This is a genomic window from Pseudoxanthomonas sp. (genome assembly GCF_035999195.1).
Taxonomy (GTDB): domain Bacteria; phylum Pseudomonadota; class Gammaproteobacteria; order Xanthomonadales; family Xanthomonadaceae; genus Pseudoxanthomonas_A.
Map to the genome: position 1 here is coordinate 284691 of NZ_DASYGY010000007.1, position 26770 is coordinate 311460.

Annotated in this window: 21 protein-coding genes; 7 read left to right on the plus strand and 14 right to left on the minus strand. The window is 66.1% G+C overall.

The annotated features are described in order from the left end of the window. Positions 1-76 precede the first annotated feature (76 nt). Positions 77-556: a hypothetical protein gene (locus VGN58_RS06120; protein WP_327482419.1), complete on the minus strand. Its 480-nt coding sequence runs from the start codon at positions 554-556 to the stop codon at positions 77-79. 641 nt (positions 557-1197) lie between these two features. Between VGN58_RS06120 and VGN58_RS06125 the strand changes: the two genes are divergently transcribed. The 6 genes from VGN58_RS06125 to VGN58_RS06150 all read left to right on the plus strand — a co-directional run bounded on the left by VGN58_RS06125 (position 1198) and on the right by VGN58_RS06150 (position 9805). Further along, a complete protein-coding gene (locus VGN58_RS06125; protein ID WP_327482420.1) occupies positions 1198-3690 on the plus strand; it encodes a Z1 domain-containing protein in 2493 nt (830 codons plus the stop codon). Further along, on the plus strand, positions 3683-4681 hold the full coding sequence (locus VGN58_RS06130) for a PD-(D/E)XK motif protein (protein ID WP_327482421.1): 999 nt from the start codon (positions 3683-3685) through the stop codon (positions 4679-4681). The genes VGN58_RS06125 and VGN58_RS06130 overlap by 8 nt, the downstream gene beginning before the upstream one ends. Next, positions 4678-6519 carry a hypothetical protein gene (locus VGN58_RS06135; protein ID WP_327482422.1) on the plus strand — a complete coding sequence of 614 codons (1842 nt, stop codon included), beginning with the start codon at positions 4678-4680 and terminating at the stop codon, positions 6517-6519. The genes VGN58_RS06130 and VGN58_RS06135 overlap by 4 nt, the downstream gene beginning before the upstream one ends. After that, the gene (locus VGN58_RS06140) at positions 6516-7427 is read left to right on the plus strand and encodes a hypothetical protein (protein WP_327482423.1); all 912 of its coding nucleotides are present in this window, start codon (positions 6516-6518) and stop codon (positions 7425-7427) included. Before VGN58_RS06135 ends, VGN58_RS06140 begins: the two co-directional genes overlap by 4 nt. Continuing rightward, positions 7427-8185 (plus strand): hypothetical protein, encoded by a 759-nt coding sequence (locus VGN58_RS06145; RefSeq protein ID WP_327482424.1) that lies wholly within the window; start codon positions 7427-7429, stop codon positions 8183-8185. Before VGN58_RS06140 ends, VGN58_RS06145 begins: the two co-directional genes overlap by 1 nt. Before the next feature lie 93 nt (positions 8186-8278). Beyond that, on the plus strand, positions 8279-9805 hold the full coding sequence (locus VGN58_RS06150; RefSeq protein ID WP_327482425.1) for a DNA (cytosine-5-)-methyltransferase: 1527 nt from the start codon (positions 8279-8281) through the stop codon (positions 9803-9805). Here VGN58_RS06150 and VGN58_RS06155 read toward each other — a convergent pair. The 3 genes from VGN58_RS06155 to VGN58_RS06165 form a co-directional block, all read right to left on the minus strand. Beyond that, the gene (locus tag VGN58_RS06155) at positions 9790-10242 is read right to left on the minus strand and encodes a very short patch repair endonuclease (RefSeq protein WP_327482426.1); all 453 of its coding nucleotides are present in this window, start codon (positions 10240-10242) and stop codon (positions 9790-9792) included. The genes VGN58_RS06150 and VGN58_RS06155 overlap by 16 nt on opposite strands. Before the next feature lie 314 nt (positions 10243-10556). Next, positions 10557-11456: an alpha/beta hydrolase gene (locus VGN58_RS06160; RefSeq protein WP_327482427.1), complete on the minus strand. Its 900-nt coding sequence runs from the start codon at positions 11454-11456 to the stop codon at positions 10557-10559. Between the two features lie 208 nt (positions 11457-11664). Next, the gene (locus tag VGN58_RS06165) at positions 11665-12894 is read right to left on the minus strand and encodes an HD-GYP domain-containing protein (protein ID WP_327482428.1); all 1230 of its coding nucleotides are present in this window, start codon (positions 12892-12894) and stop codon (positions 11665-11667) included. A gap of 309 nt (positions 12895-13203) precedes the next feature. Between VGN58_RS06165 and VGN58_RS06170 the strand changes: the two genes are divergently transcribed. After that, a complete protein-coding gene (locus VGN58_RS06170; protein WP_327482429.1) occupies positions 13204-15630 on the plus strand; it encodes a methyl-accepting chemotaxis protein in 2427 nt (808 codons plus the stop codon). A gap of 49 nt (positions 15631-15679) precedes the next feature. Here the strand turns inward: VGN58_RS06170 and VGN58_RS06175 are convergent, their stop codons facing one another. The 10 genes from VGN58_RS06175 to hfq all read right to left on the minus strand — a co-directional run bounded on the left by VGN58_RS06175 (position 15680) and on the right by hfq (position 26692). After that, entirely contained in the window at positions 15680-18718 is a 3039-nt protein-coding gene (locus VGN58_RS06175) for a sensor histidine kinase (RefSeq protein ID WP_327482430.1), read from the minus strand. A 509-nt stretch (positions 18719-19227) separates the two neighbouring features. Then, complete coding sequence (locus tag VGN58_RS06180) at positions 19228-19527, minus strand: hypothetical protein (RefSeq protein ID WP_327482431.1); 300 nt, start codon at positions 19525-19527, stop codon at positions 19228-19230. Positions 19528-19949: 422 nt separating this feature from the next. Continuing rightward, entirely contained in the window at positions 19950-20255 is a 306-nt protein-coding gene (locus VGN58_RS06185; protein WP_327482432.1) for a hypothetical protein, read from the minus strand. Between the two features lie 108 nt (positions 20256-20363). Then, a complete protein-coding gene (locus VGN58_RS06190; RefSeq protein WP_327482433.1) occupies positions 20364-20672 on the minus strand; it encodes a hypothetical protein in 309 nt (102 codons plus the stop codon). A gap of 239 nt (positions 20673-20911) precedes the next feature. After that, positions 20912-22204 carry an adenylosuccinate synthase gene (locus tag VGN58_RS06195; RefSeq protein ID WP_162109803.1) on the minus strand — a complete coding sequence of 431 codons (1293 nt, stop codon included), beginning with the start codon at positions 22202-22204 and terminating at the stop codon, positions 20912-20914. A 290-nt stretch (positions 22205-22494) separates the two neighbouring features. Continuing rightward, positions 22495-22680 carry a DUF2065 domain-containing protein gene (locus tag VGN58_RS06200; RefSeq protein WP_327482434.1) on the minus strand — a complete coding sequence of 62 codons (186 nt, stop codon included), beginning with the start codon at positions 22678-22680 and terminating at the stop codon, positions 22495-22497. Positions 22681-22774: 94 nt separating this feature from the next. Then, the gene (hflC, locus tag VGN58_RS06205) at positions 22775-23638 is read right to left on the minus strand and encodes a protease modulator HflC (RefSeq protein WP_327482435.1); all 864 of its coding nucleotides are present in this window, start codon (positions 23636-23638) and stop codon (positions 22775-22777) included. Further along, positions 23635-24762, minus strand: a complete 1128-nt coding sequence (gene hflK / locus VGN58_RS06210) for an FtsH protease activity modulator HflK (protein ID WP_327482436.1) — start codon at positions 24760-24762, stop codon at positions 23635-23637. The genes hflC and hflK overlap by 4 nt, the downstream gene beginning before the upstream one ends. A 276-nt stretch (positions 24763-25038) precedes the next feature. Further along, positions 25039-26379 carry a ribosome rescue GTPase HflX gene (gene hflX, locus VGN58_RS06215; protein WP_327482437.1) on the minus strand — a complete coding sequence of 447 codons (1341 nt, stop codon included), beginning with the start codon at positions 26377-26379 and terminating at the stop codon, positions 25039-25041. 34 nt (positions 26380-26413) lie between these two features. Further along, the gene (gene hfq, locus VGN58_RS06220) at positions 26414-26692 is read right to left on the minus strand and encodes an RNA chaperone Hfq (RefSeq protein WP_062355623.1); all 279 of its coding nucleotides are present in this window, start codon (positions 26690-26692) and stop codon (positions 26414-26416) included. Positions 26693-26770 lie beyond the last annotated feature (78 nt).

The following is a 26770-nucleotide window of genomic DNA, read 5'->3' on the forward strand; positions in this document are numbered from 1 at the left end:
GCTGGCGGCGCGGGACGACGGGCGCAAACGAAAGGCCCCGCGATGCGGGGCCTTGGGGTGGAACGGGTGCGGGCGCTCAGAGTTCGGGGGGCATGGGGGCGTCGACGCGGCGGCGACCATTGCGCTCGAAGCGTTCGCTCAGTGCCTGACGCGCCTGGTCCAGTCCCTTGTCCTTGGCCGAGCCCTTCACCAGGCCGTAGACCTCCAGGGCGGCGGACATCAGGTCGCTGCCCAGCAGCAGTTCGGTATCGGCCAGGCGCTGGTTCAACTGGTCGAAGCGCATGGCGAGCGGGCGCAGGACGTCCAGTGCGTCCTGGTCCTGGCGGAACGCGGCGATGTCGAAGTCGCGCGGCATGATGCCGGAGTGTTCTTCGGCGACGTTGAGGGCGGTGGTGCAGAACGCCTGCGACTTGGGCCCCATGCGGAACAGGTCGCGACGCTCGTCCTTGCTGAGGGACACGAGGGCGGTGAACTCGGTTTCCAGGATGGCCAGTGCTTCGCGGATGCGCTGCACGCTGTCGGGCGGAAAACTCACGCTGATGCGGTTTTTGCTCATGATCGTTTCTCGATTCCTTTCTGTGATACCGACCGGGTCCGGCCGGCAACCGCAGCGTAGCGCGCGACGCACGCAATGCGACGCGAACATCGCTAATGTCTGATTAGTCACACATAGAAACGTGAGAGAGGGAAAAAGTTTGGGCAGAGCGCCTCCACGCGTCTTTAAAGCGGCCTGGAGTGAAACCAGAGAGGGAAGAAGCCGCTCCCGAGACGCTTGAAGTGTGAGAAGAGCGGCTGAAAGTCTCTCTGGAGACGCTTCAAGTGTGATGGGAGAGGCGCGGCGTCGCTCCAAAGCGGCGGAAAGCGGCTCTGGAAAGACATCAAGCGTCTCGAGAGAGGCTTGAAGCGTGGGGAAAGCGGCGGAAAGGCGCTCGGGAGAGGCTTGAAGGGTTTGTCCGGTGAAAATGTGACAACGCTCTGGCAAACTCAGGTCCGTAAGGGGCGCTTGATCGGGGAAATCATGGAAAGAATTGGTGTAGCAAAGGCCTTGGAGTTGGTCCGGATGAGGGAGGGTCACCGATGATCCCTCGGTCACTCCCGCCCCAGGTTGAACAGTTCGTCAGGGAAATCCGGCAGAAGCTTCCGAGCCATGGATCCCCAGATTCCGCGGCAGCTGCATACAGGCACTCAATCGCAACCGTGTTCGGACAATTCCCGGCCGAGATGGAAGCGAGCCTGTCAGAGGCGCTCGAGATCGTCCGGAGCACACTTCAAAGTGTCGAGATCATCCGACGCAACTCCCTCGCAAAGCCACGTGACAACTGGTACGTCGGCCCGGCGGCCACCGACCAGCATTGGCCTGCGCTGGAAGGATATCTGGAGAACGAGAAGCGCTGGGATCCCGACGCAATCGATTCCATCGACGAGAGCTCGAGTGAGGTGGTGTCGCTTTTGGCCAACCCGGCCCAAGAACAATTCCGCTGCAAGGGCTTGGTAGTCGGCTATGTCCAGTCCGGTAAGACTGCGAACATGACCGCCGTCATCGCCAAGGCTGTCGATGCGGGCTACAACCTGATCGTGCTGCTGGGTGGCGTGACCAATAAGCTGCGGGCACAGACTCAGCGGCGCCTTGAGGGAGACATCGTCGAAAGACACCGTCATCTCTGGCAGCTTTACACCACTGCGGACGATGACGGTGATTTTGTCCGCCCCGCCAACGGGCAGTTCACGATGCCGGTCACCGGGCGCGCCCAGCTGGTGGTCATGAAAAAGGAAACCAATCGGCTCGACGCTTTCCTCCGCACGGTCGAGAGGACCCCCACCAAGGTACTGAGGTCACTCAAGACGCTCATCATTGACGATGAGTGCGACCAAGCTTCGGTGGATGCCTCAAATCGGGACGACAGCCCGACCAGGATCAACGAAGGGATCCGCAGGATCATTCGGGCGCTGCCCGCAGTCTCTTACGTCGGCTATACCGCCACCCCCTTCGCAAACGTCTTCATCAACCCGCATGAATCCGACGACCTTTATCCTGAGGACTTCATAACGGACCTCCCAAGACCGAAGGACTACTTCGGAACACGCGAGGTCTTCGGGTTCGACCCTGACGATGCCGATAAGGACGAGGGGGCATCGGCCGGCAAGAACATGATTCGCAAGATCCCGACAGGCGAGGTCGCCAAGCTTCGGCCAGCCGGCAGCAGAGCCCAAGCGACCTTCGTCCCGGAGATCACCGCCGAACTTGAGAAGGCGTTGCTCTGGTTTCTAATCACGTGTGCGATACGCCGGAGACGTGGACAGGTGGCGTCACACATGACAATGCTTGTTCACACGTCTCCCAACGTCAGCCAGCATGCGCGCATGGCGGACGTGATACGCGCATGGCTCGCTGACTGCGCCAACGACTTGGCGACGGCAACCGGCGAGGCTTGGGGACGCTTGGAAAGGGTCTGGGATGATGAGACCGCCAAGGTTCCCTTGGTCAACGGCGATGAGCCAGCACTGATGCCGAGGGAGCTGGCACCATGGCTGGATGAGGTGCTGGAATTGCTTGAGGTTGCAGTCGAGAACGGCATCAGTGACGAGCGACTCGACTACATGAACGGAGCCAAGACCTATATTGTCGTAGGCGGTTCGGTCCTCGCTCGCGGCCTGACCCTTGAGGGGCTATCGGTATCGTTCTTTCTGCGCACTTCGCAGCAGTACGACACCCTACTGCAGATGGGGCGCTGGTTCGGATACCGTTTCGGCTATGCCGACCTTCCACGCCTTTGGACCACCGGTGATCTCGCTCTGAATTTCCGCGCTCTCGCGCGGATCGAGGACGAGATACGGCAGGACATCGCCAAGTATCGTGAAATCAAGGGCGCGACTCCATTGGACCTGGCAGTCCGAGTCCGGCAGATCCCCGGGCTGGCCATCACCTCGAAGGCAAAGATGCGGCACGCTTACAGAACGAGCATCAGCTTGGAAGGCAAGCACGTCCAGACGATCCGCTTCGATCATCTCAAGGAACACATCGTTTCCAGCAACTGGAGCGCCGCAGAAGGGTTAGTCAATGAAGCGCGGACCAAGGGCACCTACCACGCGGAAAGGCGTATCTTCACTGGTGTCCCCTTGGCGACAGTACGTAGGTTCCTCCGCGATTATGCAATCTGTGATCAGCACATGGATCTACGAAAAGACATGTTGCTCGACTATCTGGATAAGGCCGCCGATGACTTGAGCTCGTGGAACATCGCTGTCGTGGGTACGGAAAGCGGACAAGCTTCAAGACGTTCTCTCGGCTTCTTGGGTCCCGTGCCCACTAATCGACGGTCGAAATTGGCGGAGTCCGACGAGTACGCTGACATCAAGGCGCTGATGTCGAAACGGGACATCTTGATCGACGCAGAGGAGACCGGAGCAAGCAAGGGAGACTCTTGGGCAGACCTCAAACTCAGGCGGCCCGCTGTCCCTCTTTTGCTGCTGTATCCGATCGAGGCCGAGTCCAAGCCGGCACCAAGGAGCCACTCACGCACAGGGGAACCCACGCGCGTCGCACTGGATGCGGTGGGAGATCTGCTGGGAATCGGCATTGTATTCCCGGGATCGCTCGACAGATCCGGTGGCTACTTCTCCGTCGAGCTGGACATCCCGACGCCTGAACAGCTAGAAGAAACGGACGGGGCAAGTGCCAGCAATGACTGAACGTCCGATTGCCCAATGGATGCGTTTGCGAAATACCCGGACGGGTGACGGTGCCATCGAGGTGCCAAGCTTGTCTTCTGGTATCGAAACTGGCTTCGGCGCAGTGCGCCTCGCCATCGGCCCGGAGGGGCAGCCCCGGCTCATGGTCCCATGTGGAGCTGCATCCTCGATCGCAGGCGGGTTGTCGAGCGACAGGCTGTCAGTGACGATGTCGCGTTATGAGGTTGCCGGTCGTGCCACCCGCTTCATCGATGTGATGTGCACCGACCGCTCCCTAGATTCTGTGTTCGCGGAGCTCGCCAGCGAGGTTGTCCACCGCATAGCCAGCGGCGAAGGCGCGGTCGAGGCCGTCGAGGGCACCATCGCCGACTTCCGTGATCTACTGAGCGATGCTGCAGTTAGTGATGTCCCCGATCACGAGATCATCGGCCTCATCGGAGAACTCTTCGTTCTTCGCGAGCTGGTTCGCGGATCTGCAAGCGCCATCTGCGCTTGGACTGGACCATTCGATCAACGTCACGATTTCCGCCGCGGCGACCGCGCCATCGAAGTGAAGACATCTTCTCGCGCGGACACGACATCGATCCATGTCAGCAGCATCGATCAACTGTCGGAACCGATCGGCGGATCTCTATTGCTCGTGCATCTGCATGTGGAGCGCGCAGCCAATGGTGAGCTTGCCGTCTCTTCACTGTGTGGTGAGATCGTACGCTCCGGCGTAGCTCACGAGAGACTTGCAGAAGCGTTGGCGGCCATGGGATGTCCCGATCCCGATTCCGCAGCCTGGAACCGTATCCGATTCTCCCTCGAGAAGATCAGTGGCTATAGAGTCGACCCGGGCTTTCCACGGCTGACTGCCAAACAGTTCCCCGGACACGTGCTTCCTGACGGCATTCTGTCCGTCGCCTACGAGGTTGACCTGCGGGCGGCCTCTGAATTCCGCGTTCCTGACAATGAGCTCGCCAGCGAACTAGCAAAGGTTATCCCATGACCCGACTGCAGCTATTCAGCGAACCGTTCGCCAAGACCGGCAACATGGCTGCGGAAGGTTTCAAGCGTCTGTTGGGAAGGCCAACACTTGAACTGTTGCCCACGATGCTGCGCGAAGGCATTCAGAACGTACTGGATGCCTCGGATGGAGATTCGGGGGCAGTCGTCCTGATCCGATTGCGCACACTGACACCTGAGCAACGGGACGCGTTGGCTGGGCGTTTGTTGGCTGAGCGTCCTCGCGGCGACGCGACGCGCGCGGATATCGACACCTCGCTGGCAAAATCTGAGCTGCGGGTATTCGAACTGTGTGACTTCGGCACCGAAGGACTGTCCGGTCCGACGCGCGCCGATGCACCGCATGATGGCGAAGAGCCGCTCAATTTCGTTAACTTCCTTCGTAACGTCGGTGCGGCCCGCGACACCCACCACGGCGGTGGCACATATGGCTACGGGAAAAGTTCGCTCTATGCGATGAGTAGTTGCTCGACCATCGTTGTCGACAGCCAGACCAGATGCGCAGGCCGAGACGAACGGAGACTGATGGCGTGCCATCTCGGAGCGGCTTTCGATGCCACGGTGGATGATGGCGTGCGACGACGTTTCACAGGACGCCATTGGTGGGGTGTCAGGGAAGGCGACGCTTCGATAGAACCCTCTGTCGGCGATTCTGCGGTGGAGCTAGCAGCCGCGATCGGGATGCCTGTCCGTAGCGAACGGCAGACCGGAACATCTATCCTCATCATCGACCCGCTTCTCGGCGACGTGGATCTTAGCACCTCGATCGAAGACATAATCGAGACGGTTCTCTGGAACTTTTGGCCACGTATGACCGCCTCGACGCCGGCTTCAAAGAAGCTCAGTGTCGAGGTGGAGCTCGAAGGAAAAAAGATCTCGCTGCCACCGCCCGAGGAGTTCCCTCCCCTCGACTTGTTTGCAGCCGCAATCCAGGAACATAGGGCAGGAGGTAGCGGCCTGAATCCAATAATGTGCGGGCGTCCAAAAAGATTGCTCGGCAACGTCGTGATTAAAAAGGGACTACGAGCAGATAGACGTGGTGCGGCAGCGCGATCCGACTCAATCATTCCGAAACAGGCTAGTCATATCGCACTCATGAGGCCGGTCGAACTCGTGGTCAGATACATCGAAGGTGATCCCCTTCCCGATCGGCGCTTCGACTGGGCAGGCGTTTTCGTCTGCTCGGACAGCGATGAGATCGAAGAAGCGTTTGCTCTAGCCGAACCCCCTGCACACGACGACTGGATTCCGGACAACCTACCAAAGGGAAGCGCCAAGACCTTTGTCCAGGTCGCGATGAAACGCCTCCATGAGATCGCCCGCCCACAAATACGCCCGGCGGCACCGTCGTCTGACTCGAACGCTTCCACCCCCTCGCTGGCGGCGATTGCGGCCAAGATGGGGCAGTTTCTCGACAGGGTCTCCGCAATGGGGCCGGGAAAGTCGATACGCCGAGCAGGCTCTGCGTCCTCACGCAAGACCCTTTTCGTCACCGCCCCCAAGTTTGCCGGACTCGCGCTCGATCCGAATGGACGAACCATGGCGAGATTCCACGCGGAGCTTCAGAACGATGCATCAGACAGCGAGCTTCACGTCGTTGCCGAACCCTACCTGGTCGTTGACGGTGGATCCACGGCTGGTGATGATCTTCCCGGCGGCTTTGAGCTATGTGTCGCGAGGATCGTACTTGGCGACGCCAGTGCAGATGGTTCATGGATACATGCAGCTCATAGGGCCGGCGAGATCGAGGTATTTGTCCCGACCGTCGCCACGGCTGCACTCGGTCTGAAGCTTCGGCTGCAATCCGGAAGTCCGCGATGAACCCCCGGATCGCCTTTCCCTTTCTCGTGATTCCGAAAGATTCGATCCGACCCGAGGGTTGGTTGATCGGAGATCCCGGCAAGCCGCTCCATCGTGCAACCGACGTGCTAGAGAACTGGGACTATGCCCGCGACTTGGAGGTGGCCAACTCCATTTCGATCGATTGGGCCGCGGTCGCCGGAGCTCTACAACTTCCGGAGGACAAGCTTCGGCTGAAGGTCTCACTCATTGTCGGTACAGGTGCCGGCACCTTGCCTCGCCGCCAAGACAGGCTCCACGCGGTGATCGTGGACCACGCTACAGATAACTTCTTGATGTCTGGAAGCGTATCGGGACGGACGCTATCGGGGCGCTTACGGGTATCGCTGCTCGTTACGCTGGATGCGCCCGAGGCGAGTGGCACCGTGCTGTCGCCCCAAGACCGAGGATCCAAGCTGTGGCAGGCTGACCACGACATTCTGATCGAAGACGGGGGTGACTCTCGTTTTCCGGTAGAGACTGCCAGCTTTTCTCGAATCTTTGGCGGACGGCCACACGAGCATGCGCCTTGGTATCTGCACTGGCGCCCAAGTTCGCTGCAGGGAGATTTTTCCGCGGGCGTACGGCTCTATGTGAACTCCGATCATCCGGAATGGCTTGCTCGGGTTGTGAGCGGTGACCGACTATCCCTGCAGGCCATGATGGGTGATGTCATGTCGCAGATGATTGAGGCCGCACTCCGGGAAGTCTCGGGCGCCGAAGACTTTGTCGATTGCAACGAGGGTTCCGTCGGACAGCAGATACTTCAATGGCTCGGCAACGCATTCCCTGGTCAGGAAGTCGCAAGTGTCCGGGCACTGATGGAACGCGATCCGGGTGCATTCCGTGCCTCTCTCCTAGCTACCTCGGACATGGGGAGTGCCGATTAATGAGCGTGCTGCTCCTACCTCGGCTGACCGCCCTTGGCATCTCGAACATTCTGGAGTCAGTAGACGCGAATCAACTGACTCCTATCAAGGCACGTGCAATCATCGAAGACGGGGCCTCAATGCTGTCGTACGCGGCAAGCGGCGGCAGCCGATCAGAAGATCTAGCAATCGAACTCGGAAGGGCAATAAGGGACATCGCCATTCGGTCCGGATTTCCGGAGAATTCGAGCCAAGTGGCGCGGTCGCGATTCGATCACGAAGCTGCCATCTATCTAGCATCCCATCCTGAGTTGGGAACGGGAGAGTCACTGCGCGATGACGTGTGGTCCTACCTGGCAACCGTGATCGCTCCGGACATCGTGGCTTGGCGATACCCGGATTGTGCCCCACACCGGTTCTCAGGTGGTGTGCGCAATACTTTGCAACGACTGTGGTCGCGCGGGCAGGTATTGGATCGAGGCGAGGCCCACCCCGATCGATGGGGTCTCGTCCGTTCGCTGAGCGAGGATGCCGCAGTCCAGATTTTCGAACGACCGTCGGTCGCGGGCAATGTCCCTCTCGCAATGGCCATTGCAGAGGAATGGGTAGCCATGGCCGCCAAAGTCGGTCGCGGCAGGATGGAGCCCATCATGCGGCGCGCCACGAAGCTCGTCAGATTGAGGAACGAGATCGTGGACATAGCCGGACTGCCAGCAGAGGCACGAAAAGCATTGGTGGCACACTGCTTCGAGCTGGCCCGCGCATCCTTGGAGAACTAAATCTTGGTCCGGGACATTGACAAAACGCCGGTTCGTGCGATCCTGGACACGAGGCTCATCCAGCCTATTAGTTGAATCAGTGTCCCGATAGTCATGCATATCCCCGTCGTCGATATCTTTGCGGGCCCAGGAGGGCTGGGTGAGGGTTTCTCGGGCTACGTCGCCCCTAACAAATCCCACCCCTTCCGCATCACCATCTCGGCGGAGATGGAAGAGAACGCTTGGCGCACGCTCCGACTAAGAGCCTTCTTCAGGCAGTTCCGTTCGGGACATGTCCCCGATAGCTACTACGACTACGTCGCAGGACGACGTAAAGAGCCCTACACCTTTCGGACTGAGCGGCAATGGATTGCCGCCTGCGAAGAGGCTCGGCAGCTCAAGCTAGGCAATCCGGCCGATGACAGGGTGTTACGCGAGCGTATTGCTGCAACGACAAGCAAGGATGAGCCTTGGATCCTGATCGGCGGACCACCGTGTCAGGCATACTCACTCGTAGGTCGTGCTCGCAATCGCGGCATTCTCGGTTACCGTGCCGAGGATGACGAGCGCTATCGACTGTACCAGCACTACCGCAAGTTGGTCGCCGAGTTCGCGCCTGCTGCGTTCGTGATGGAGAATGTCAAGGGCCTTCTCTCGGCCGAGGCTGACGGCAACTCAGTATTCGAGGAGATCGCGAAGAGTCTCCAGCGTCCCGGCGGATCAAAGGGACCCCGCTATCGCTTGGTCCCCCTTATCAAGCCAAGAGCCGGACTGGAAGCGGGGGTTAAGGATCCGCGCGATTTCATTATACGCGCGGAGACGTTAGGGGTTCCTCAGGCCCGCCATCGTGTAATCCTCTTGGGAATCAGGGATGACTATTCAATCGGCGAAGGGAAGTTCCTATCTCCCCGAGAGTGGCGATGCACCGTTTCGGAAGCCATCGGCGCTTTGCCTCCCTTGCGAAGCGGCATGCGTATCGACGGAAAAGAGGCCCACATCGAAGATTGGGCAAAAACTGCCGCTCACCTGCTTCGCGACACCGCCGAAAAAGTCAATGACGATCAAAGCGTGCGGAGAAGGCTGCGCCAGCTGGCAACGGAGGCTTCGACACTGGGCGACCCGACTAGGGGGGCACTACGCCAACAGCTCACGCCGGGGTGCGGACTCGTACCTGAGCACCTCGCCTCGTGGTTGCTCGATCCGCGACTGGACACCCTACTCAATCACGAGACACGAAGTCACCAAGCAGAAGATCTGCAGCGGTATGCCTACGTATCCGCATTCGGCGAAGTGCATGGGCGCTCACCACGTGGCGCAGCGGAGTTTCCCGAGGCTCTGCACCCGAAGCACAAGAACTGGAAAAGCGGCAAGTTTGTTGATCGCTTCAAGGTGCAACTGAGTAGCGAACCTAGCCTAACCGTTACTAGTCACTTGAAGAAGGACGGACACTACTTCATTCATCCGGATCCTGCTCAGATGCGCAGCCTCACAGTACGAGAAGCTGCTCGATTGCAGACCTTCCCAGACAACTATTTCTTCGAGGGCGCGCAGGGCTGGCAATATGGGCAAGTCGGCAATGCAGTGCCGCCTTGGATGGCGCGCCAGATTGCGGGTATCGTGTATTCCTATCTCCGCGTCTGACCGGAGATTTCTTCAAATTTCATCCCGGAACGGATGAAGGTCACGAGGCGCTGCAGTGCGGCGTCTCGGTCTGACTTAAGCGCACATTCCCACACCACCGCAACACGCCAACCTTTGGAATAGAGTTCGGCCTCTTTGATGCGGTCGCGAGCACGATTGGCCGCGATCTTGCCCGTCCAGAACTCGGTTCGGGTTCTCGGCATTGTTGCGAACCGACACCCGATATGTCCGTGCCAGAAACATCCGTGAATGAATATGGCAGCGTTGTGCTTCGGAAGCACCACATCCGGCTTGCCAGGGAGATTGCGGGGAGCAAGACGGTAGCGGAAACCAAGGCTATGCAGGAATATACGGACGACCATTTCGGGTTGCGTGTCGCGCCCTCGGATGGAAGCCATCATCCGTGACCGAACTTCCGGAGATACACGATCAACCATGCGCAGGCTCGTCGACCTAACTGAGTGGCTCTAGCCGATGAGGCTCTGAGTCCGAGATAATGATGTTATTCGCACTCCGTACGACTGCAACCCTCGCACAGCGCAAACATCGAGGCACGCCCTAGATGCGCCGTCAGTCTCGAAGTTCAACGCGGGCGTCTCCTCATCGACGCGTTCTCGTCGACATAACGTAGCGATCACCTTGGTGATTGACCTGCAAGGGGACGGGAACCTTGAACAGTGTGGCGACCGACGAAGTTATACGCCACGCTATGGCTACTGTGGGAAGACCTTACTTCGGCGGTGCGCGGCCCCTACCGCCCCAAAAAATCCGTCACCAGCTCCCCCACCTCCTCCGGATACTGGTGATGCGGCGCATGCCCCGTCTGCGAATAGAACACGAACCGCGTATCGCGCAGGGCGCCGATCAGGGGGAACCAGTTCTGCCCCGCCGTGCTGGTGTCGTGGTCGCCGGCGACCAGCAGGATGGGCAGCGCCAGCCGCGTCAGCTGGCCGCGCCGGTCCGCCGCATCCGCATGGAAACCCCCGGCCGCCTTGAAATACCGGTCGAACTGCGCCTGCGTGGCCGGGATGTGCGCGTCCACGCCCGCCCGCTGGCGGATGCGTTCGCGCGAGGCCTTCGCGCGTTCGCGACTGAGCGCCGAGGCCGGCTCGAAGAACAGCACCTCCTCGTCGGCCAGATCATTGACCGGCTTGAGCGCCCGCTCCAGGAACGCCGGCTGCAACGGAATATCGGTCTTGCCCGGCGGATTGGTCGCCAACAACACCAGCCGTTCCACCCGGCCCGGCCTATCGATCACATAGGCCTGCGCCAGCAGCCCGCCCCATGACCAGCCCAGCAGATCGAACCGCGCCAGCCCCAGCGCATCGGCCAGCCCGTCGAGCAGCTTCACCCCGGCCTCCATGGAGTCCGGCTGCGTGCCGCTGGAATGGCCGATGCCCGGCAGGTCGAACACATACAGCGTGTGATGCCGCGCCAGCGCATCAAGGAAGGCCGGGTCCCAGGTGTCGATGGTGCCGCGGAACCGGTTGACCAGCAGCAGCGGCGTGCCGCGACCGAACGTGCGATAGGCCACCGTGTCCGCGCCCACCGCCACCGTGCGCGTGGGCGCGCGCAGCGCCTTGGAGGCCTGGGCCGGCGGCAGCGTCGCGGCGGTCACCGCGAGGAGAACGGCAAGAACGAAACGGCGCATGGGAAACCTCGTGTCGGTGCGGTCGCGGCAGGGCGCATCGCCGGCCATCGCGCGCCGACGGGCGAGGCGACCGGCCTGCCCTGTCGCGGTGCCGGCCGGCCCCGTCCGTCACGGTGCGCGTCCTGCGCCGCACGGGCATGCCGCAGACAGGGGAGCGCCGGCTCACCCGAATGAGGCATCGCCGGCGCCGGAACCGCCCGCGCGCCGCTCAGGCCATCCAGACGTGCTCCAGATTCCGGAAGCCCCACTTCTTCGGCGACTCGATGGACACGATGCTGTCCTTGGCGCCGGCCAGGTCCAGGTCGCGGCGGAACACCTGGGCGTGGGACTTGGCCGAATAGAACACCCGTACCTTCGGCGGCGCCAACGGATGCTCGCCGGCCGCGATGACCACGGCCAGATGGTCGGACGCCAGCCGCACCAGCGAGCCGATGGGGAAGATGCCCAGCACCCGGATCAGGCCCTTGAGCGCCCGCACATCGAAATGCCCCTGCCACGTCGCCATCCGGCGCAGCGACTCGGCCGGATCCCAGCCGGCCTTGTACGGCCGGTTGGAGGTGATGGCGTCGTACACGTCGCAGACCGCACTGATGCGCGTGAGCATGGGCAGCGCATCGCCGGCGAGCGCATCGGGATAGCCCCGCCCGTCCATGCGCTCGTGATGGTGGCGCACCACGTGCAGCACCTCCGGAATGTCCAGGCCCGCCTCGCGCAGGATCTTCTCGCCGTGCGCCGGGTGCTGGCGCATGGTGGCCATCTCCTCGTCCTGCAGCGCGCCGGCCTTGTTGAGGATGCCCAGCGGCACATGCGCCTTGCCCATGTCGTGCAGCAGGCCGGCCATCGCCGCGTGCTCGCGCTGCGCGGCGGGCAGGTCCAGCTCGCGCGCCACCGCCGCCATCAGCCCGGCCACCGCCACGCTGTGCAGGTAGGTGTAGTTGTCCGCCGTCTTCAGCCGCGCCAGGCTGACCAGCGCCAACGGATTGCGCGAGACCGACTCGTCGATGCGCGCGGCCAGGTCGTGCGCCCCGTCCAGCACCAGCGTGCGCCCCATCCGCAGCTCGGTGAACATCGCCTCCACCAGCGCGCGGCCGTCGTCGCAGATGAGCCGTGCGCGCGCCATCTCGTCGGACAGCGTGGGCAGCACGGGCGCGTCCGCAACCACGCGTGCGGCGGACACGGCCGGCGCGTCGGCGTCCGCGGACGGCGCCGGCACGGCGGCGTTCTCCGCCGGCGCGGCGGCCTCGCCTGCCCCGACGTCGTCGCCGCGGTCGGTATCGATGTCCACCGTGGTGATCCCGCTGGCCCGCAGCGTGTCCACATCGTCCTGCTCCACCACGAAGCGGGTGCGCCAGAACGGATGCTCCAGCCACGGGCCATGCAGCTTCACCACGTACATCCCCGCTCTCAACGCCTCGGTCGAGATGGTCTTCAACGCCATTGCCTGCTCCGGTCTGCCGATCCGCACCTTCCTGTTAGCGGCCCGGCGGCAGGCCCTTGGAGCCGCACGGCGGCCTCGTGGCAAAGATGGTAATTACGATTACCAGACGGTGGCGAATGGTCGGCCCCCGGTCATTTCCGCTTGCCTTTCAACGACTTGGCCGTGGAATCGGCGCCCGGCCGGCGCGTGCGGACGACCGCACGCCCGGCCTACCCCCTCCTAACGTCTAACGCCCGCCGTCTCAGGTTCCGCCACGGGCGCCGCTAAAGCGTGCGAACGATCACCTGACGACCACGACGCGGACCGAACATGACTGCCCTTCTCGATGCCTGGAACAACCGCAGCACCGCTTTCAAGCTCACCCTGATCTCCTGTCTCTCCATCGTCGGCCTGCTGGTGCCGTCGTACTTCTACCTGCTGCAGTTGAACGACATGCGTGCGGTCAGCCGCACCGAAGTGGCCAGCCTGCCCACCCTCGATGCGACGCTCGACGTGGTGAAGGCGCTCAACCTGCGCCGCGGCGCCGCGGATGCGCAGGCCGCCGAGGCCAACACCGATATCGCCGCGCTGTACGACAAGGCGCTGGCGGCGTCGGCGGCAGCGCCGCACCTGGCCGGCAGCCACGCGCGCATCCGGGAGCTCGCGCAGCAATGGACGGCGCTGAAGACGCTGGCGCACGACGATCCCGCGCTGAATGCGCATGTCGACGAGGCCCTGCAGGCCGTCGATACGATCGGCGATGAAAGCCTGCTGGTCTACACGCCCTACCCGGACAGCTACCACCTGGTCATCGCCTCCACCCAGCATCTGCCCGACGTCAGCTCGACCCTCGCGATCCTGCAGGGCGATATCCATCGCCGCGGCGCCGACACCGAAGATGGCCACCGGCTCGCCCTGCAGGAAACGTTCCGCCGCGAGCTGCTCACCTACGCGCAGGAGATGGACAAGGCGATCGCGCTGTCGGCGACGGTCAGCCCCGCCCTCCGCAGCGCCCAGGCCGCGGTCAAGGACGCGCCCGCCTTCAGGAACGAACGCGCCGATGCCGCGGCGTTGACCGGGATGCATGCGCTGCTCGACCGCACCGAGACCGCGGCACTGGCCGAGCTCGGCCGCCAGTCGCGCGCGCACCTGGCGACGGCACGCACGAAGCTGCTGGTCGGCATCGGCCTGGTGGCGTTGATCCTCTCGCTCGTCGTCGGCGCGTCGTGGTACACGGTGCGCGCGATCACGCGCGGCGTCCGCTACGCCGCCAAGGTGGCCGCCCGCATCTCGCAGGGCGACCTGGAGGCGCGCATCCCCTCGCGCTACCAGGATGAAGTGGGCCAGCTGCTGGTCAGCATGCGCGACATGCAGGACACGATCCGGCGCGTGGTCGAGTCGCAGCGCGAGATGGCGGCGCGGCACGAGGAAGGCACCATCAGCTTCCGCTGCGACGACCGTGCGTTTCCCGGCGGTTTCGGGCAGATGGTTCGCGGCACCAACGACCTGGTGGCGTCCCACATCGCCGTGAAGATGCGGCTGGTCGAGGTGATCCAGCGCTATGCGATCGGGGACCTATCGATCGACATGGACGTGCTGCCCGGCGAGAAGGCGGTCATCACCTCGGCGATGGACGCGGCCAAGCGCAACCTGCTGGCCATCAACGCCGACATCAAGCGCCTGGCGGCCGCCGCTGCGGCGGGCGACTTCTCGCAGCGCGGCCCGGCCGACCGCTACCAGTACGACTTCCACGACATGGTCTCCAGCCTCAACCGGCTGATGGACACCACCGACGGCAACCTGTCCGCGCTGTCGGTGCTGCTGACGTCGGTGGCCGGGGGCGACCTGACCCAGGAGATGCGCGGCGACTTCCAGGGCGTGTTCGCCACGATGCGCGATGACGCCAACGCCACCGTGCGGCAGCTCAGGACCATCGTCTCGGGCATCCAGGACTCCACCGTTTCCATCAACACGGCCGCGAGCGAGATCTCGTCCGGCAACGCCGACCTGGCGCGCCGCACCGAGCTGCAGGCGGCGAACCTGGAGGAGACGGCCGCCTCGATGGAAGAGCTGACCTCGACCGTGCGGCAGAACGCGGATTCGGCGCGCCAGGCCAATACGCACGCGGTGTCCGCGTCCGGCGTGGCCGCCGAGGGCGGCCAGATCGTGGCGCGCGCGGTGCAGATGATGGCGCAGATCGAACAGTCCTCGCGCCGCATTTCCGAGATCATTTCCGTCATCGACGGCATCGCCTTCCAGACCAACATCCTGGCCCTGAACGCGGCGGTCGAGGCGGCGCGCGCCGGCGAACAGGGCCGCGGCTTCGCCGTGGTGGCCAGCGAGGTGAGGACGCTCGCGCAGCGGTCGGCGACCGCCGCCAAGGAGATCAAGCAGCTGATCGAGGCCTCGGTGGAGCGCATCAACGATGGCTCGGCCCTGGTCAGCGATGCGGGCGATTCGATGGTGAACGTGGTGGCCGCGGTGCAGCGCGTCAGCGAGATCATGTCCGAGATCGCGGCGGCATCGCAGGAGCAGGCGGCCGGCATCGACCAGGTGAACCAGTCGATCGTGCAGATCGACGAGACCACGCAGCAGAATGCGGCGCTGGTGGAGGAAGCATCGGCGGCGGCACGCGCGATGGAGGAGCAGGCGCGCGATCTGCGGCGGAGCGTGTCGACGTTCAAGACCACGCACGACGCGCCGGCGCAGCGGGCCTACCGCACGGCACGGATGCGCGAGGACGCCGTGGAGGCGTGAGCGCGGAGGACGCGCCGGTACCGGTTCGCTGCCGGGGGGTTGGCCGGGATCAGGGATGCTGCGGCACGTTTCCGCCGCGACGCCCGGGGGCGCGCGCCTCGCGCGTCCGGGCCGTCGCCCCGCGCGACACCGCCAGTTCCACCTGCGTGCCCTTGCCCGGCCGGCTGGTGATCCGCAGCCGCGCGCCGATGTCGTGCGCACGCTCGCGCATGCCGCGCAGGCCCCAGTGGTCGTCGCGCGCGCCGGCGCGGCGCACGTCCTCGTCCAGGCCGCGGCCGTCGTCGCGGATGCGCAACACCACCCGCCCGCGGCTGGCGCGGATCTCCACCTGGATGCGCGTGGCCCCGGCGTGGCGGAACGCATTGCACAGCGCCTCGCGGCCGATCCAGTAGATCTCGTCGCGCACCACCGGATCCAGCGCCGGCAGGCGCGCGTCGGCGCTCACCCCGAACGCGGCCGGGTGCAGCTGCGCCAGCTCGCGCCCGACCCGTTCCAGCGCCGACGGTAGCGGCTCGGACACCGACGCGGCCGGCATGCGCAGCGAACGCACGCGTTCGCGCCCCTCCACGATGGCCTCCTCGCCACGGTCCATCGCCTGCTCCAGCGCCACCCGCACCGGATCGTCGTCGCGCAGGCCGCTGGCCACCGCCTGGAAGCGCAGCAGCAGCCCCTGGAAACTCTGCAGCAGCGTGTCGTGCAACTCGCGCGCGATGCGCTCGCGCTCGCGGTGACGCTCCTCGTAGCGCATGCGCATGCGGTGCGCCACCCGCCGCAGCCGCCACAGGTAGGCCGCATAGACCGCCGCCACCAGGCTCAGCCCGCACAACGTCATGAACCACCACGACTCCACGAAACTGGGCGCCACCGAGAACGCGAGCGTGGCGCTCTGCGGGCTCCACACGCCGCTCTCGTTGGCCGCCTGTACCTGGAAGCGGTAATCGCCCGGCGGCAGGTTGGTGTAGTACGCCACGCGCCGGTTGCCGGCCTGCTGCCACGCCTCATCGAAGCCCTCCAGCCGGTAGCGGAAGCGCACCTGTTCCGGATAGGCCAGGCTGCTGGCGCCGTAGCGGATCTGGATGTCGCGCGTGCCCGGGGCGAAGTCGCGCCCGTCCTCGGGCGCGTATTCCACCGAACCCGCCGCCAGGCCGCGGATGCTGGCCGTCGGTACCACCGGATTGTGGTGGCGCCGGGCCGGATCGATCATCGCCAGCCCCTGGTTGGTGGTGAACCAGAGGCGGCCCGCGCCGTCGGCCACGGCGGTGGAGGCCAGGGCGGACTGCTGGGCGATGCCGGGCATGCCGTCGGCGGTGTCGTACAGCCGGCCGTCGAGATGGCCGCTGTCGGGGGCGCGGGCCAGCACCTCGGCCGGTACCTGCAGCACGCCGTTGACCCCGCTCAGCCACACGCCGCCGTCGCTGCCGGCATGGAGGCCGGTGATGCCGTTCAATCGCGTGCGGTCGCCGGCCTGCAGCGCGCGCACCTGGCCGTCGCGCAGCAGCGCCACGCCGCTCTCTCCGCCCGCCAGCAGGCCCGCGGCCACGCGCGCGAGCGCCGACACCGTACCGATGTCCAGCCCGTCGCGGCCGCCGAACGTGCGCAGCGCGCCGTTGCGCCAGTGCACGAGGCGGCTGCCGGTGTAGCCGATCCAGACCGAGCCGTCGGTGTCGCGCAGCAGCGAGGTCGCCCCGCCCGCGGGAATCAGGCCGGCCCCCACATGGCGCCACGCATGGCCGTCGAAGTGGAACAGGCCCTCGCCTTCGCGCATCGCCAGCAGCCCTTCGGCGCCGTCGCCCGCCACCGCGCCCAGCTTTCCGTCACCCGGCATGTGCAGGTCGCGCAGTCCGGCGGTGGTGTACTCGTACACGCGGTCCCAGGTGGGGGCGTACACGCGCTGGCCCACCGCCTGCACGGCGTAGATCCGCTTGCCCGGGGATTCGGCCAGCCACGTCAGGCGGTCGTCGCCCTCGACCCGGTACAGCTGGCGCTCGCTCGACACCAGCAGGCCGTGCGCCGGCGAGAACGCCAGGCCGTACACGCCGTCCTGGCTCAGCCGCTCGTCCTGCAGCGCCTGCACGCGGCTGGGACGGAACCGGTGCAGGCCCATGTTGGTGCCCACCCAGATGCTGCCCTCGCGATCGGCCAGCACCGGAATGGCGCGGTCCGACGCCAGGCCGTCGGGCTCGCGGATGATCGCGGTGGCGTCCTGCTCGCGCAGCGCGTGGCCGCGGGCGAAGGCGTCCAGCTGCGCCACCCGCACCACCCCGCCCCGGCGCCGGTCCGTGCCCCACAACGCGCCCTGCCGATCCAGCCGCATCGAGGCGAAATGACCGAAGCCGGGCGCCCGCGCCCGGTCGGGCGCCGCCAGCGCCAGCGAACGCGTGCCGTGCACGCCATCCGACACCCACAGCGCGCCGCCGGGGGTTTCCAGCAGGGAGGCGTAGAGCCCGGTGGCGACGCCGGTCGGCACGAACCGCGCGCCGTCCGGCGGCAGGTACATCAGGCCGTTGCCGGCGGCCACCCACAGGGTGCCGTGCGAATCCAGCAGCACGTCGTCGGCATAGGCATGGGGAAACCCGGTTTCCGCACCGATCCGCTGCCAGGTCCGGCCATCGAAGCGGTACAGGCCGGTGAACGAGGCCACCCAGATGCGCCCCGCCCGGTCTTCGACGATGCGCATCACCAGGCCGGACGGCAGGTGGGGCGACGGCGGGTAATGGCGCAGCCGGCCGCCGTCCAGCACGCTGATGCCGCCCGGATAGAAGCCGATCCACAGCCGGCCGCGGCGGTCGCTCAGCAGCGCGGTGATGTTGCTGGACGCGAAGCCCTGCCCCTGCGGCGGGTTGTAGCGCTCGAAGCGCAGGCCGTCGAACTGGTAGAGACCCACGCCGGTCCCCAGCCACAGCGGCCCGCTGCGATCCTGCGCCAAGCTCCAGATGTCCGGCGGCGCGCCGTCGCGCTGGGTCCATGTGCTGCGGTGGTAGTCCACCACGTCCTGCGGTGCCGCCGCCGTCGACCACGCGTGCAGGCACAGCAGGCCGAACACCCGCCCCAGCCAGTCACGTCTCCGCCCCGTGCAAGAAGCGCCCATCGACACGCCGTCCTCCCCGATGCCCGGCAGAGTGTATCCATGCCGCAGGGCGCCACCGCCGCGCCTCCCCTATTGGGGGACGCCCGGCGCGCGGGACCTGGTGCGCATGTCGCGGTCGATCCATCCGCCGTCGTCGGGTGACGGTGGGCCAAGGCCCACCCTGCGATGTCTATCCGCTCGCGGATCCTCTCCCCGGCTGCTCAGGCCACGTCGTCGCGCCTCGTAGGGTGGGCCTTGGCCCACCATCCGATGCATCAAGGCACATGGCGGGCCGAAGTACGTCCTGCCCGCTGGCGAGTCCCCTCCCCGGCTCAGGCCACGTTGTCGCACCCCGTAGGGTGGGCCTTGGCCCACCGTCTGATGCATCAAGGGCAATCGCGGGTTGAAGGCCGCCCTGCCCGCTGGCGGATCGTTTACTTCACTCTGTCCGCGCCATCGCGTCCAGCGCCTGCGGCGGCGCCTGTAGCGTGCGCCCCCCCGCAAGGCGGGCGGAGCGGGCGGGCGATGCCTCAATCCCTCAGTTTCAGCGCCGGGTTCTCGTCGATGGTGCCGTCTTCGTTGACCACCACGTAGCGGTCGCCGTCGCGGTTGAACAGGACGGGGATGGGGGTCTTGAACAGCGGGCGGCGGACGAACTTCAGACGCCAGTGGAAGGTTTCCATGGTCTGCACGGTGGCCTGCTGCGCGGGGGTGAGGCCGGCCAGCAGCGTGGCGTGGTCGCTCTTGCCCGTGCGGCGCTCGGGGGTGCGGGGGGCGTTTCCCTCGGCGGGGAGATCGGTGAGGTCGTGCGGGCGATGCGGATCCGACATCCGGTGGGGGCTCCTGATGGCGTGGACAGGCGTGCGCGGGGACCGCGCACGCGGGCGATACCTTGGAACGGGATCCCGCAACGTGGCGTGAGGGCGCGACGGCGGAGTGCAGCATCGATTCAGGGAGGTGGCGCGGGAGGGTGGCGCAAAGCAGGACTGCTGCCGGCTCTGCAGTTCCTTCTCCCCGCTCGGCGGGGAGAAGGTGGCCGGAGGCCGGATGAGGGGCGAGCGCGAAGCCATGCTCAACGGCGACGGCGCTCCGCTCGATCTGCGCATCACCCGCGTCTCAACCTTCTTTTCTGATCGTGCGTGGTGAATCGAAAGCGTCCCTCGTCCGCCCCCGTATCGAGTACGGGGCAGGCTCTTCGGGCACCTTCTCCCCGCTCGGCGGGGAGAAGGAACTGCGCTGGCAGACAGCGGGGTCAGGCGCGGAGTTGGAGGGCGGGTTGTTCGTTGAGGGTGCCGTCTTCTTCGATGACGACGTAACGGGTGTCGTCGCGGTCGAACAGGACCGGGATGGGGGCCTGGAACAGTGGGCGGCGGACAAAGGCCAGGCGCCAGTGGAAGATCTCCAGCGCTTCCAGCGTCATCAGCTGCGCGGGCGTCAGGCCGGCGCGCAGGGCGTCGGCCTGCTGCGCGGGCGTGGCCTTGCGGCGCTCGGACGTGGCCGGGCGGGACGCGGGCCAGGGTCCGGGGATGACGTCGGCTCGGGCGGCATTGCGGTACATGGGGAGACTCCAGCGATAACGGCGACACCTGTCAGGGGTAACGGCCGTGTGCGGCCGTCTTTTAGGGTCGCCCGTGCGATGCAAGCGCTGTGCCGGAACGGCGTGCGCTCAGTCGCGCAGTTTCAGCGTGGGCTGTTCGTCGAGCGTGCCGTCTTCGCGGATGACGAGGTAGCGCTCGTTGTTGCGGTCGAACAGCACGGGGATGGGCGCCTGGAAGACCGGGCGGCGCACGAAGGCCAGGCGCCAGCGGAAACTTTCCAGCGACTCCAGCGTGGCCAGCTGCGCACGGGTCAGGCCGGCGCGCAGCGCGGCCGGGTCATGGCGGGGCAGCGGTTCGCGGCGGTCGATGATGTAGGGCGGCGCAACGGATGCGTCCAGCAGCAGGACGTCGTCGGTCGGGTCGTTCAACTTGGACATGCGGTAACGCTCCACGAAACAGGCGCGCACGGTCGGACGGCACGGGTGTGCCGACACGGGTGCGATCGATGGGATGAAGGGGCGGACGCGGCATCGGGAGAACCCCGGCCCGTCCGTGCCGCAAGAAAAAGCCCCGCATGCGCGGGGCTTCCTTTCACTGCGGCGTGCATTCCGTGCACCCCTGATTAGTCGCGTTACCGTCGTGTCACAGGACAGCGCCTGCCCGAACGTACAGCGGGTTACGCGAACGGGTCCTGCAGCACCATCGTGTGGTCGCGGTCGGGACCGGTGCTGACGATGGCCAGCGGACAGCCGGACAGTTCCTCCAGCGCGCGCAGGTAGGCCCGCGCGGCCGGCGGCAGCTTGTCCCACTCGGTGATGCCGTGGGTGTTCTCGTCCCAGCCCGGGAATTCCAGGTACACCGGCGTGCACTCTTCCCAGCCGCCGGCATCCAGCGGCGCGTATTCGGTGCGCTTGCCGCGGTATTCGTAGGCGATGCAGATCTTCAGCGTCTTCATGCCGTCCAGCACGTCGAGCTTGGTGATGCACAGGCCGGAGATGCCGTTGATGGCGACGGCGCGCTTCAGCGCGACGATGTCCATCCAGCCGCAGCGGCGCGGACGGCCGGTGGAGGCGCCGTATTCCTGGCCGCGGTCGCGGATGCCCTGACCCACTTCGTCGTCCAGTTCGGTCGGGAACGGACCGCCACCCACGCGCGTGGCGTAGGCCTTGCAGATGCCCAGCACGTAGTCGATGGCGTCCGCGCCCACGCCGGTGCCGGCGAACGCGCCGCCGACGGTGGTGTTGGAGCTGGTGACGTAGGGATAGGTGCCGTGGTCGATGTCGAGCAGCGCACCCTGCGCGCCTTCGAACAGCACGCGCTTACCCTGCTTGCGCAGGTCGTGCAGGATGCCGGCGACGTCGGACTTCATCGGCTGCACGTACTCGCCGAAGGCGAGGGCTTCGTCGTAGGTCTTCTGGAAGTCGACGGCGTCCACGCCCAGGTACTTGGTGAGCACGAAGTTGTGGTAGTCCAGCGCCGTGCGCAGCAGCTCTTCCAGCTGCTTGGGGTAATGCAGGTCGGCCACGCGGATGCCGCGGCGCGCCACCTTGTCCTCGTACGCCGGACCGATGCCGCGGCCGGTGGTGCCGATGGCCTTGCCGCCGGCGGCCTTCTCGCGCGCCTGATCCAGGGCGATGTGGTACGGCATGATCAGCGGCGTGGCCGGGGAGATCTTCAGGCGCGAACGCACTTCCACACCGGCCGATTCCAGTTCGTCGATTTCCTTGATCAGCGCGGCCGGCGACAGCACCACGCCGTTGCCGATCAGGCACAGTGCATCGGGGCGCAGGATGCCGGACGGGATCAGGTGCAGGACGGTCTTCTTGCCCCCGATCACCAGCGTATGGCCGGCATTGTGGCCGCCCTGGAAACGGACGACGGCTCCGATTTCCTCGGTGAGCAGATCGACGATCTTGCCCTTGCCTTCATCGCCCCACTGGGCGCCGAGAACGACGACTGACTGACCCATGACGGGTAACTCCTCGATTGGTGGCGACCATCGGGGCCGCCGGAAGGTTCGCGCTGGGTTCGGCGCCGTTGCTGCCGGCAGGCTCCATCGGGGAGCCGCCCGCCACGCCGGGCCCAGACACGGAAAAAGCCGGCGGTCTTCCCACGCAGGGAGCCCATCCGGCTTTTGTGCATTATCCGGGTTTAGGGGGACGGGGGCTACCCTGGCGGGGGGCTGCGTCGAAGGTTCGGGAATGGCGCGAAGCGCGGCCCCTCATCCGCCGACGCGAACGCAGGGCCGTAGGCGATCCCTCAGCGTTTCACCACCCAAAGCAACGTCAGCCCGAAGATCAGGATGAAGCCGCCCACGGCGCGGACCTGGCCGTCGGACATCTGCAGCAGCTGCAACGCGGCGCGCTTCCAGCTGCCCGGGATGGCGAACAGCACCAGGCCTTCGAGGATGGCGACCAGGCAGAGGGCGGACCAGAGGTCGGACATGGACGGGCTCCTGGCCCTGCGGTGGGGCGCAGGGTGTTGAAAGACGGGGGCTGAAACGGGACCGGCCGCCCTGGGGCGGCCGGCGTGCGAGGACTCAGCGGTCGCTGCGCATGTACTGGAGGAACGGGTCGTCCTTGTCCAGCACGATCACGCCCTGCCCGTCTTTGAACGAGGCGCGGTAGGCCTCCAGGCTGCGCTGGAAGGCATAGAACGACGCGTCGCGGTTGGCGGCCTCGCCGTAGATGCGGGCGGCTTCGGCATCGCCTTCGCCGCGCAGCTTCTGCGCATCGCGCTCGGCTTCGGCCAGCAGCACCGCGACATCGCGGTTGGCCTGCGCCTCGACGATGCGGGCCTGCTCGGCGCCCTGCGCGCGCAGGGCGCTGGCCACCTGCGAGCGCTCGGCGCGCATGCGGTTGTAGACCTGGTCGATGACTTCGCTGTCGGTCGGCAGGTCGATCTGCTTGAAGCGGATGTCGACGATCTGCATGCCCAGGGTCTTGGCGCCGGCGTTGATGCCCGGCAGCTGCTTCTCGATCAGCTCGTTGCGGTTGCCCGACACCAGCTGGGTCAGCGTGCGCGAGTTGATCTCGTTGCGCAGCGACTCCTTGATGATCGGCGCCAGGCGCTCGGTGGCCAGCTCGGGCTGGCCGCCGGTGGCGCGGTAGAAGTCCGCCGCGTTGACGATGAAGCCGATGGCGATGAAGTCGACGCTGACGTCCTTGCGCTCGGAGGTCAGCGAGCGCTCGGGCGGGAACTCGTTGGCGGTGAAGCGGCGGTCGAACACGCGCGCCGTTTCCACCAGCGGCAGCTTGAAGTGCAGGCCGGGGCCGATTTCGCTGCGCACCACGCGGCCGAGGTTGAGCACCAGGCCCACCTGTCCTTCGCGCACCACGTAGACGGACCCCATCAGGCCCAGCAGCAGGGCCACGACGATGCCGACGATCAGGGAATTCCTCATGGCTGCGCCTCCTCACGGCCGGCCGGGCGTGGCGTGCGCGCCGAATTGCGGGAACTGGACGGGGTGCTCTCGACCTGCGGCAGCACCTCGGTGGGAATGACGCCGGCCGGCGGCTGCGCCGTGGCCTGGGCGCTGTTGCCCATGGGCACGTAGATCAGCTGGCGGCTGTCGCCGCCGACGACCTTGCGGTTGTTGCCCAGCACCTGCTGCACCGTATCCAGCCACAGGCGCTTGCGGGTGACTTCCGGTGCGTTGCGGTACTCGTCCAGCAGCAGCGAGAAGCGGGTCGCGTCACCGGTGGCGCGGGCGATGGCGGCGGTCTTGTAGCCTTCGGCCTGGGTGCGGATCTGCTGCGCGTCGCCGCGCGCCTCAGGCACGATCTTGGCGGCGTAGGCGCGGGCCTGGCTGACCACGCGCTCGTTTTCCTGCTGGGCGCTGTTGACCTCGTCGAAGGCCGGCTTGACGGCTTCCGGCGGACGCGCGTCCTGCAGGCTCAGTTCGGTGACGACCAGGCCGGTGCGGTAGGCCTCCAGCGAGGCCTGCAGCGCGGTGCCGGCGGTGGCCGACAGCGGACCGCGGTTGTTCAGGGCGGCATCCAGGTCGGAGCGACCGATCACTTCGCGCACGGCGCTCTGCGCGGTCTGCTCCAGCACGCGGGTGGCGTCGGTGGTGCCGAACAGGAACAGCTTGGGGTCGCCGACGCGGTACTGCACGTTGAACGAGACGGTGATGATGTTCTCGTCGCGGGTCAGCACGGGCAGGCTGTTGCTGAAGGTGCGCACGCCGGTGGCGTTGACCTTGGTGACGCTTTCGATGGGCCAGGGGAACTTGAAGTTGGGGCCCGGCTGCATGGTGCGGGCGTACTGGCCGAAGCGCAGCACCACGCCGCGCTCCTGTTCGCCGATCAGCTGGAAGCTGGAGAACAGCACCAGCAGGCCGATGCCCAGCAGCACCCAGCGCAGCGGATTGCCGCCGCCACCGACACCGCCGAACAGGCCGCGCAGGCGTTCGACCACGTCACCGATGCCGCCGCCTCCCTGCGGGGTGCGCGGCTTCCAGTTGCTGTTCCGGTTGCCGTTGTTGCCAGATCCGCCACTGCCGCTGCCGGGGGTGTTCCAGGCCATGCCCACTCCGTATTGGAAGATTCGCGCGGCCGGAGCCGGCGCAGGTTTCGATTCTACTAGATAGGGACGGCCCGGCCGGGAGGCAAGGCCGGGAGGTCATGGGGCTGCCGCTCTTCTGTAGGAGCGACGTCAGTCGCGACCGCGCCCCGATGGCGGTGCCCCCCTGCAGGAACAGGAACGCGCCGCAGCGCGCCCGGAAGGAGAACCACCGGCTTTCCACGTAGACGGAGGCCGTGCGGTCGCGACTGACGTCGCTCCTACAGAAAGCAGCCGTCCCTACTGCCACTCCTCCCGCTCCGCCTGCGGCAGCAGCGCCTCCAGCGGATGGCCGCCGGCCTGCGAGGCCAGGCGCTGGGCGTCGGCCAGGGCGAGGTCGACGGTGACGCGCCAGCCGTTCTCTTCGAAATCCTCGGCCAGCACCGCGCCCAGCGCGTGCAGGCGCGAGCGCAGGCGGGCGGAGTTGGCCGGCAGGTGCAGCTCGCCGCGCACGCGCTGGAACCCCAGCCGCTGCGCCAGCGCGCCGCGCAGCAGGTCGATGCCCTGCCCGTCGCGTGCGGACAGCCAGACGCGCTCGCGACCCATGCCGGCGCTGGGCGCCTCGCCTTCGTCCACGCCCGGGTCGGGCTGGTCGTGGCGCGGGGCGGCGCCTTCGATGCGGTCGATCTTGTTGAACACCAGCATCTGCGGCAGGTCGCCGGCGCCGATCTCCTGCAGCACCTCGTCGACCTGCGCGATGCGCTCCTCGCGGTGCGGGTCGGCGGCATCGATGACGTGCAGCAGCAGGTCGGCTTCGCGCGCTTCGCTCAAGGTGGAGCGGAACGCGGCGACCAGCTCGTGCGGCAGGTCGCGGACGAAGCCGACGGTGTCGGCCAGCACCACCGCGCCGCCGGGCAGGTCGATGCGGCGCACGGTCGGGTCCAAGGTGGCGAACAGCTGGTCGGCGGCGTAGGCCTCGGCACCGGTCAGCACGTTGAACAGGGTGGACTTGCCGGCATTGGTGTAGCCGACCAGCGCCACGCGCGGCAGCTCGCTGCGCACGCGGGCCCGGCGCATCTGCGTGCGCTGCACTTCGACTTTCTCCAGCCGCTTCTGCAGCTGCTCGACGCGCTTCTGCAGCAGGCGGCGGTCGGTTTCCAACTGGGTTTCGCCCGGACCACGCAGGCCGATGGAGCCGCCGCGTTGCCGCTCCAGGTGGGTCCAGCCGCGCACCAGCCGGGTGGCCATGTGGCGCAGCTGCGCCAGTTCCACCTGCAGCTTGCCTTCGTGGCTGCGTGCGCGCTGGGCGAAGATGTCCAGGATCAGGCCGGTGCGGTCCAGCACGCGGCGCTGCAGGAACTTCTCCAGGTTGCGTTCCTGGCCGGGAGAGAGCGGGAAGTTGACCAGGATCAGGTCGGCGCCGGTGGCGTCGGCGGCCGCCTTCACTTCCTCCAGCTTGCCGCTGCCGATCAGCGTGGAGGGATTGGGACGGTCGATGCGCGCGGTCAGCAGCGCGGCGATGGTGGCGCCGGCCGAGCGCGCCAGGTCGCTGAACTCTTCGGTGAGGCCGTCGTCGGGACGGCCGCCGGCATGCGGCTGGATCAGCAGCGCATGCTCGCCCTTGCGGGATCTTTCAAACAATGGGGTCGTGCCTCGTCAATCGAGGCACGCATTATCACGCGGTTTCGTCGTCGCCGCCTTCCGCGTCTTCGTCACCCTGCTGCACGTAGCCGCCGCCCGGGCCCACGCGCACGTTGCGCGCCGGCACCACGGTGGAGATGGCGTGCTTGTAGACCATCTGGCTGACCGTGTTGCGCAGCAGGACCACGAACTGGTCGAAGGATTCGATGGTGCCCTGCAGCTTGATGCCGTTGACCAGGTAGACCGACACCGGGACGCGCTCGCGCCGCAGTGCATTCAGGAAAGGATCCTGCAGGGATTGCCCCTTGGACATGACGTACTCCCGCCTTGCGTTCTTATAGGTATGTGGTGCCGAGCCGGGCCGACGAACTGCTCCCCTGTCGTCCCGGAG

Bases quoted from the DNA above. Each gene is read 5' to 3' on its own strand.
- VGN58_RS06120 (WP_327482419.1), bottom strand. From the start codon at position 556: ATGAGCAAAAACCGCATCAGCGTGAGTTTTCCGCCCGACAGCGTGCAG.
- VGN58_RS06130 (WP_327482421.1), top strand. From the start codon at position 3,683: ATGACTGAACGTCCGATTGCCCAATGGATGCGTTTGCGAAATACCCGG.
- VGN58_RS06135 (WP_327482422.1), top strand. From the start codon at position 4,678: ATGACCCGACTGCAGCTATTCAGCGAACCGTTCGCCAAGACCGGCAAC.
- VGN58_RS06140 (WP_327482423.1), top strand. From the start codon at position 6,516: ATGAACCCCCGGATCGCCTTTCCCTTTCTCGTGATTCCGAAAGATTCG.
- VGN58_RS06145 (WP_327482424.1), top strand. From the start codon at position 7,427: ATGAGCGTGCTGCTCCTACCTCGGCTGACCGCCCTTGGCATCTCGAAC.
- VGN58_RS06150 (WP_327482425.1), top strand. From the start codon at position 8,279: ATGCATATCCCCGTCGTCGATATCTTTGCGGGCCCAGGAGGGCTGGGT.
- VGN58_RS06155 (WP_327482426.1), bottom strand. From the start codon at position 10,242: ATGGTTGATCGTGTATCTCCGGAAGTTCGGTCACGGATGATGGCTTCC.
- VGN58_RS06160 (WP_327482427.1), bottom strand. From the start codon at position 11,456: ATGCGCCGTTTCGTTCTTGCCGTTCTCCTCGCGGTGACCGCCGCGACG.
- VGN58_RS06165 (WP_327482428.1), bottom strand. From the start codon at position 12,894: ATGGCGTTGAAGACCATCTCGACCGAGGCGTTGAGAGCGGGGATGTAC.
- VGN58_RS06170 (WP_327482429.1), top strand. From the start codon at position 13,204: ATGACTGCCCTTCTCGATGCCTGGAACAACCGCAGCACCGCTTTCAAG.
- VGN58_RS06175 (WP_327482430.1), bottom strand. From the start codon at position 18,718: ATGGGCGCTTCTTGCACGGGGCGGAGACGTGACTGGCTGGGGCGGGTG.
- VGN58_RS06180 (WP_327482431.1), bottom strand. From the start codon at position 19,527: ATGTCGGATCCGCATCGCCCGCACGACCTCACCGATCTCCCCGCCGAG.
- VGN58_RS06185 (WP_327482432.1), bottom strand. From the start codon at position 20,255: ATGTACCGCAATGCCGCCCGAGCCGACGTCATCCCCGGACCCTGGCCC.
- VGN58_RS06190 (WP_327482433.1), bottom strand. From the start codon at position 20,672: ATGTCCAAGTTGAACGACCCGACCGACGACGTCCTGCTGCTGGACGCA.
- VGN58_RS06195 (WP_162109803.1), bottom strand. From the start codon at position 22,204: ATGGGTCAGTCAGTCGTCGTTCTCGGCGCCCAGTGGGGCGATGAAGGC.
- VGN58_RS06200 (WP_327482434.1), bottom strand. From the start codon at position 22,680: ATGTCCGACCTCTGGTCCGCCCTCTGCCTGGTCGCCATCCTCGAAGGC.
- hflC (WP_327482435.1), bottom strand. From the start codon at position 23,638: ATGAGGAATTCCCTGATCGTCGGCATCGTCGTGGCCCTGCTGCTGGGC.
- hflK (WP_327482436.1), bottom strand. From the start codon at position 24,762: ATGGCCTGGAACACCCCCGGCAGCGGCAGTGGCGGATCTGGCAACAAC.
- hfq (WP_062355623.1), bottom strand. From the start codon at position 26,692: ATGTCCAAGGGGCAATCCCTGCAGGATCCTTTCCTGAATGCACTGCGG.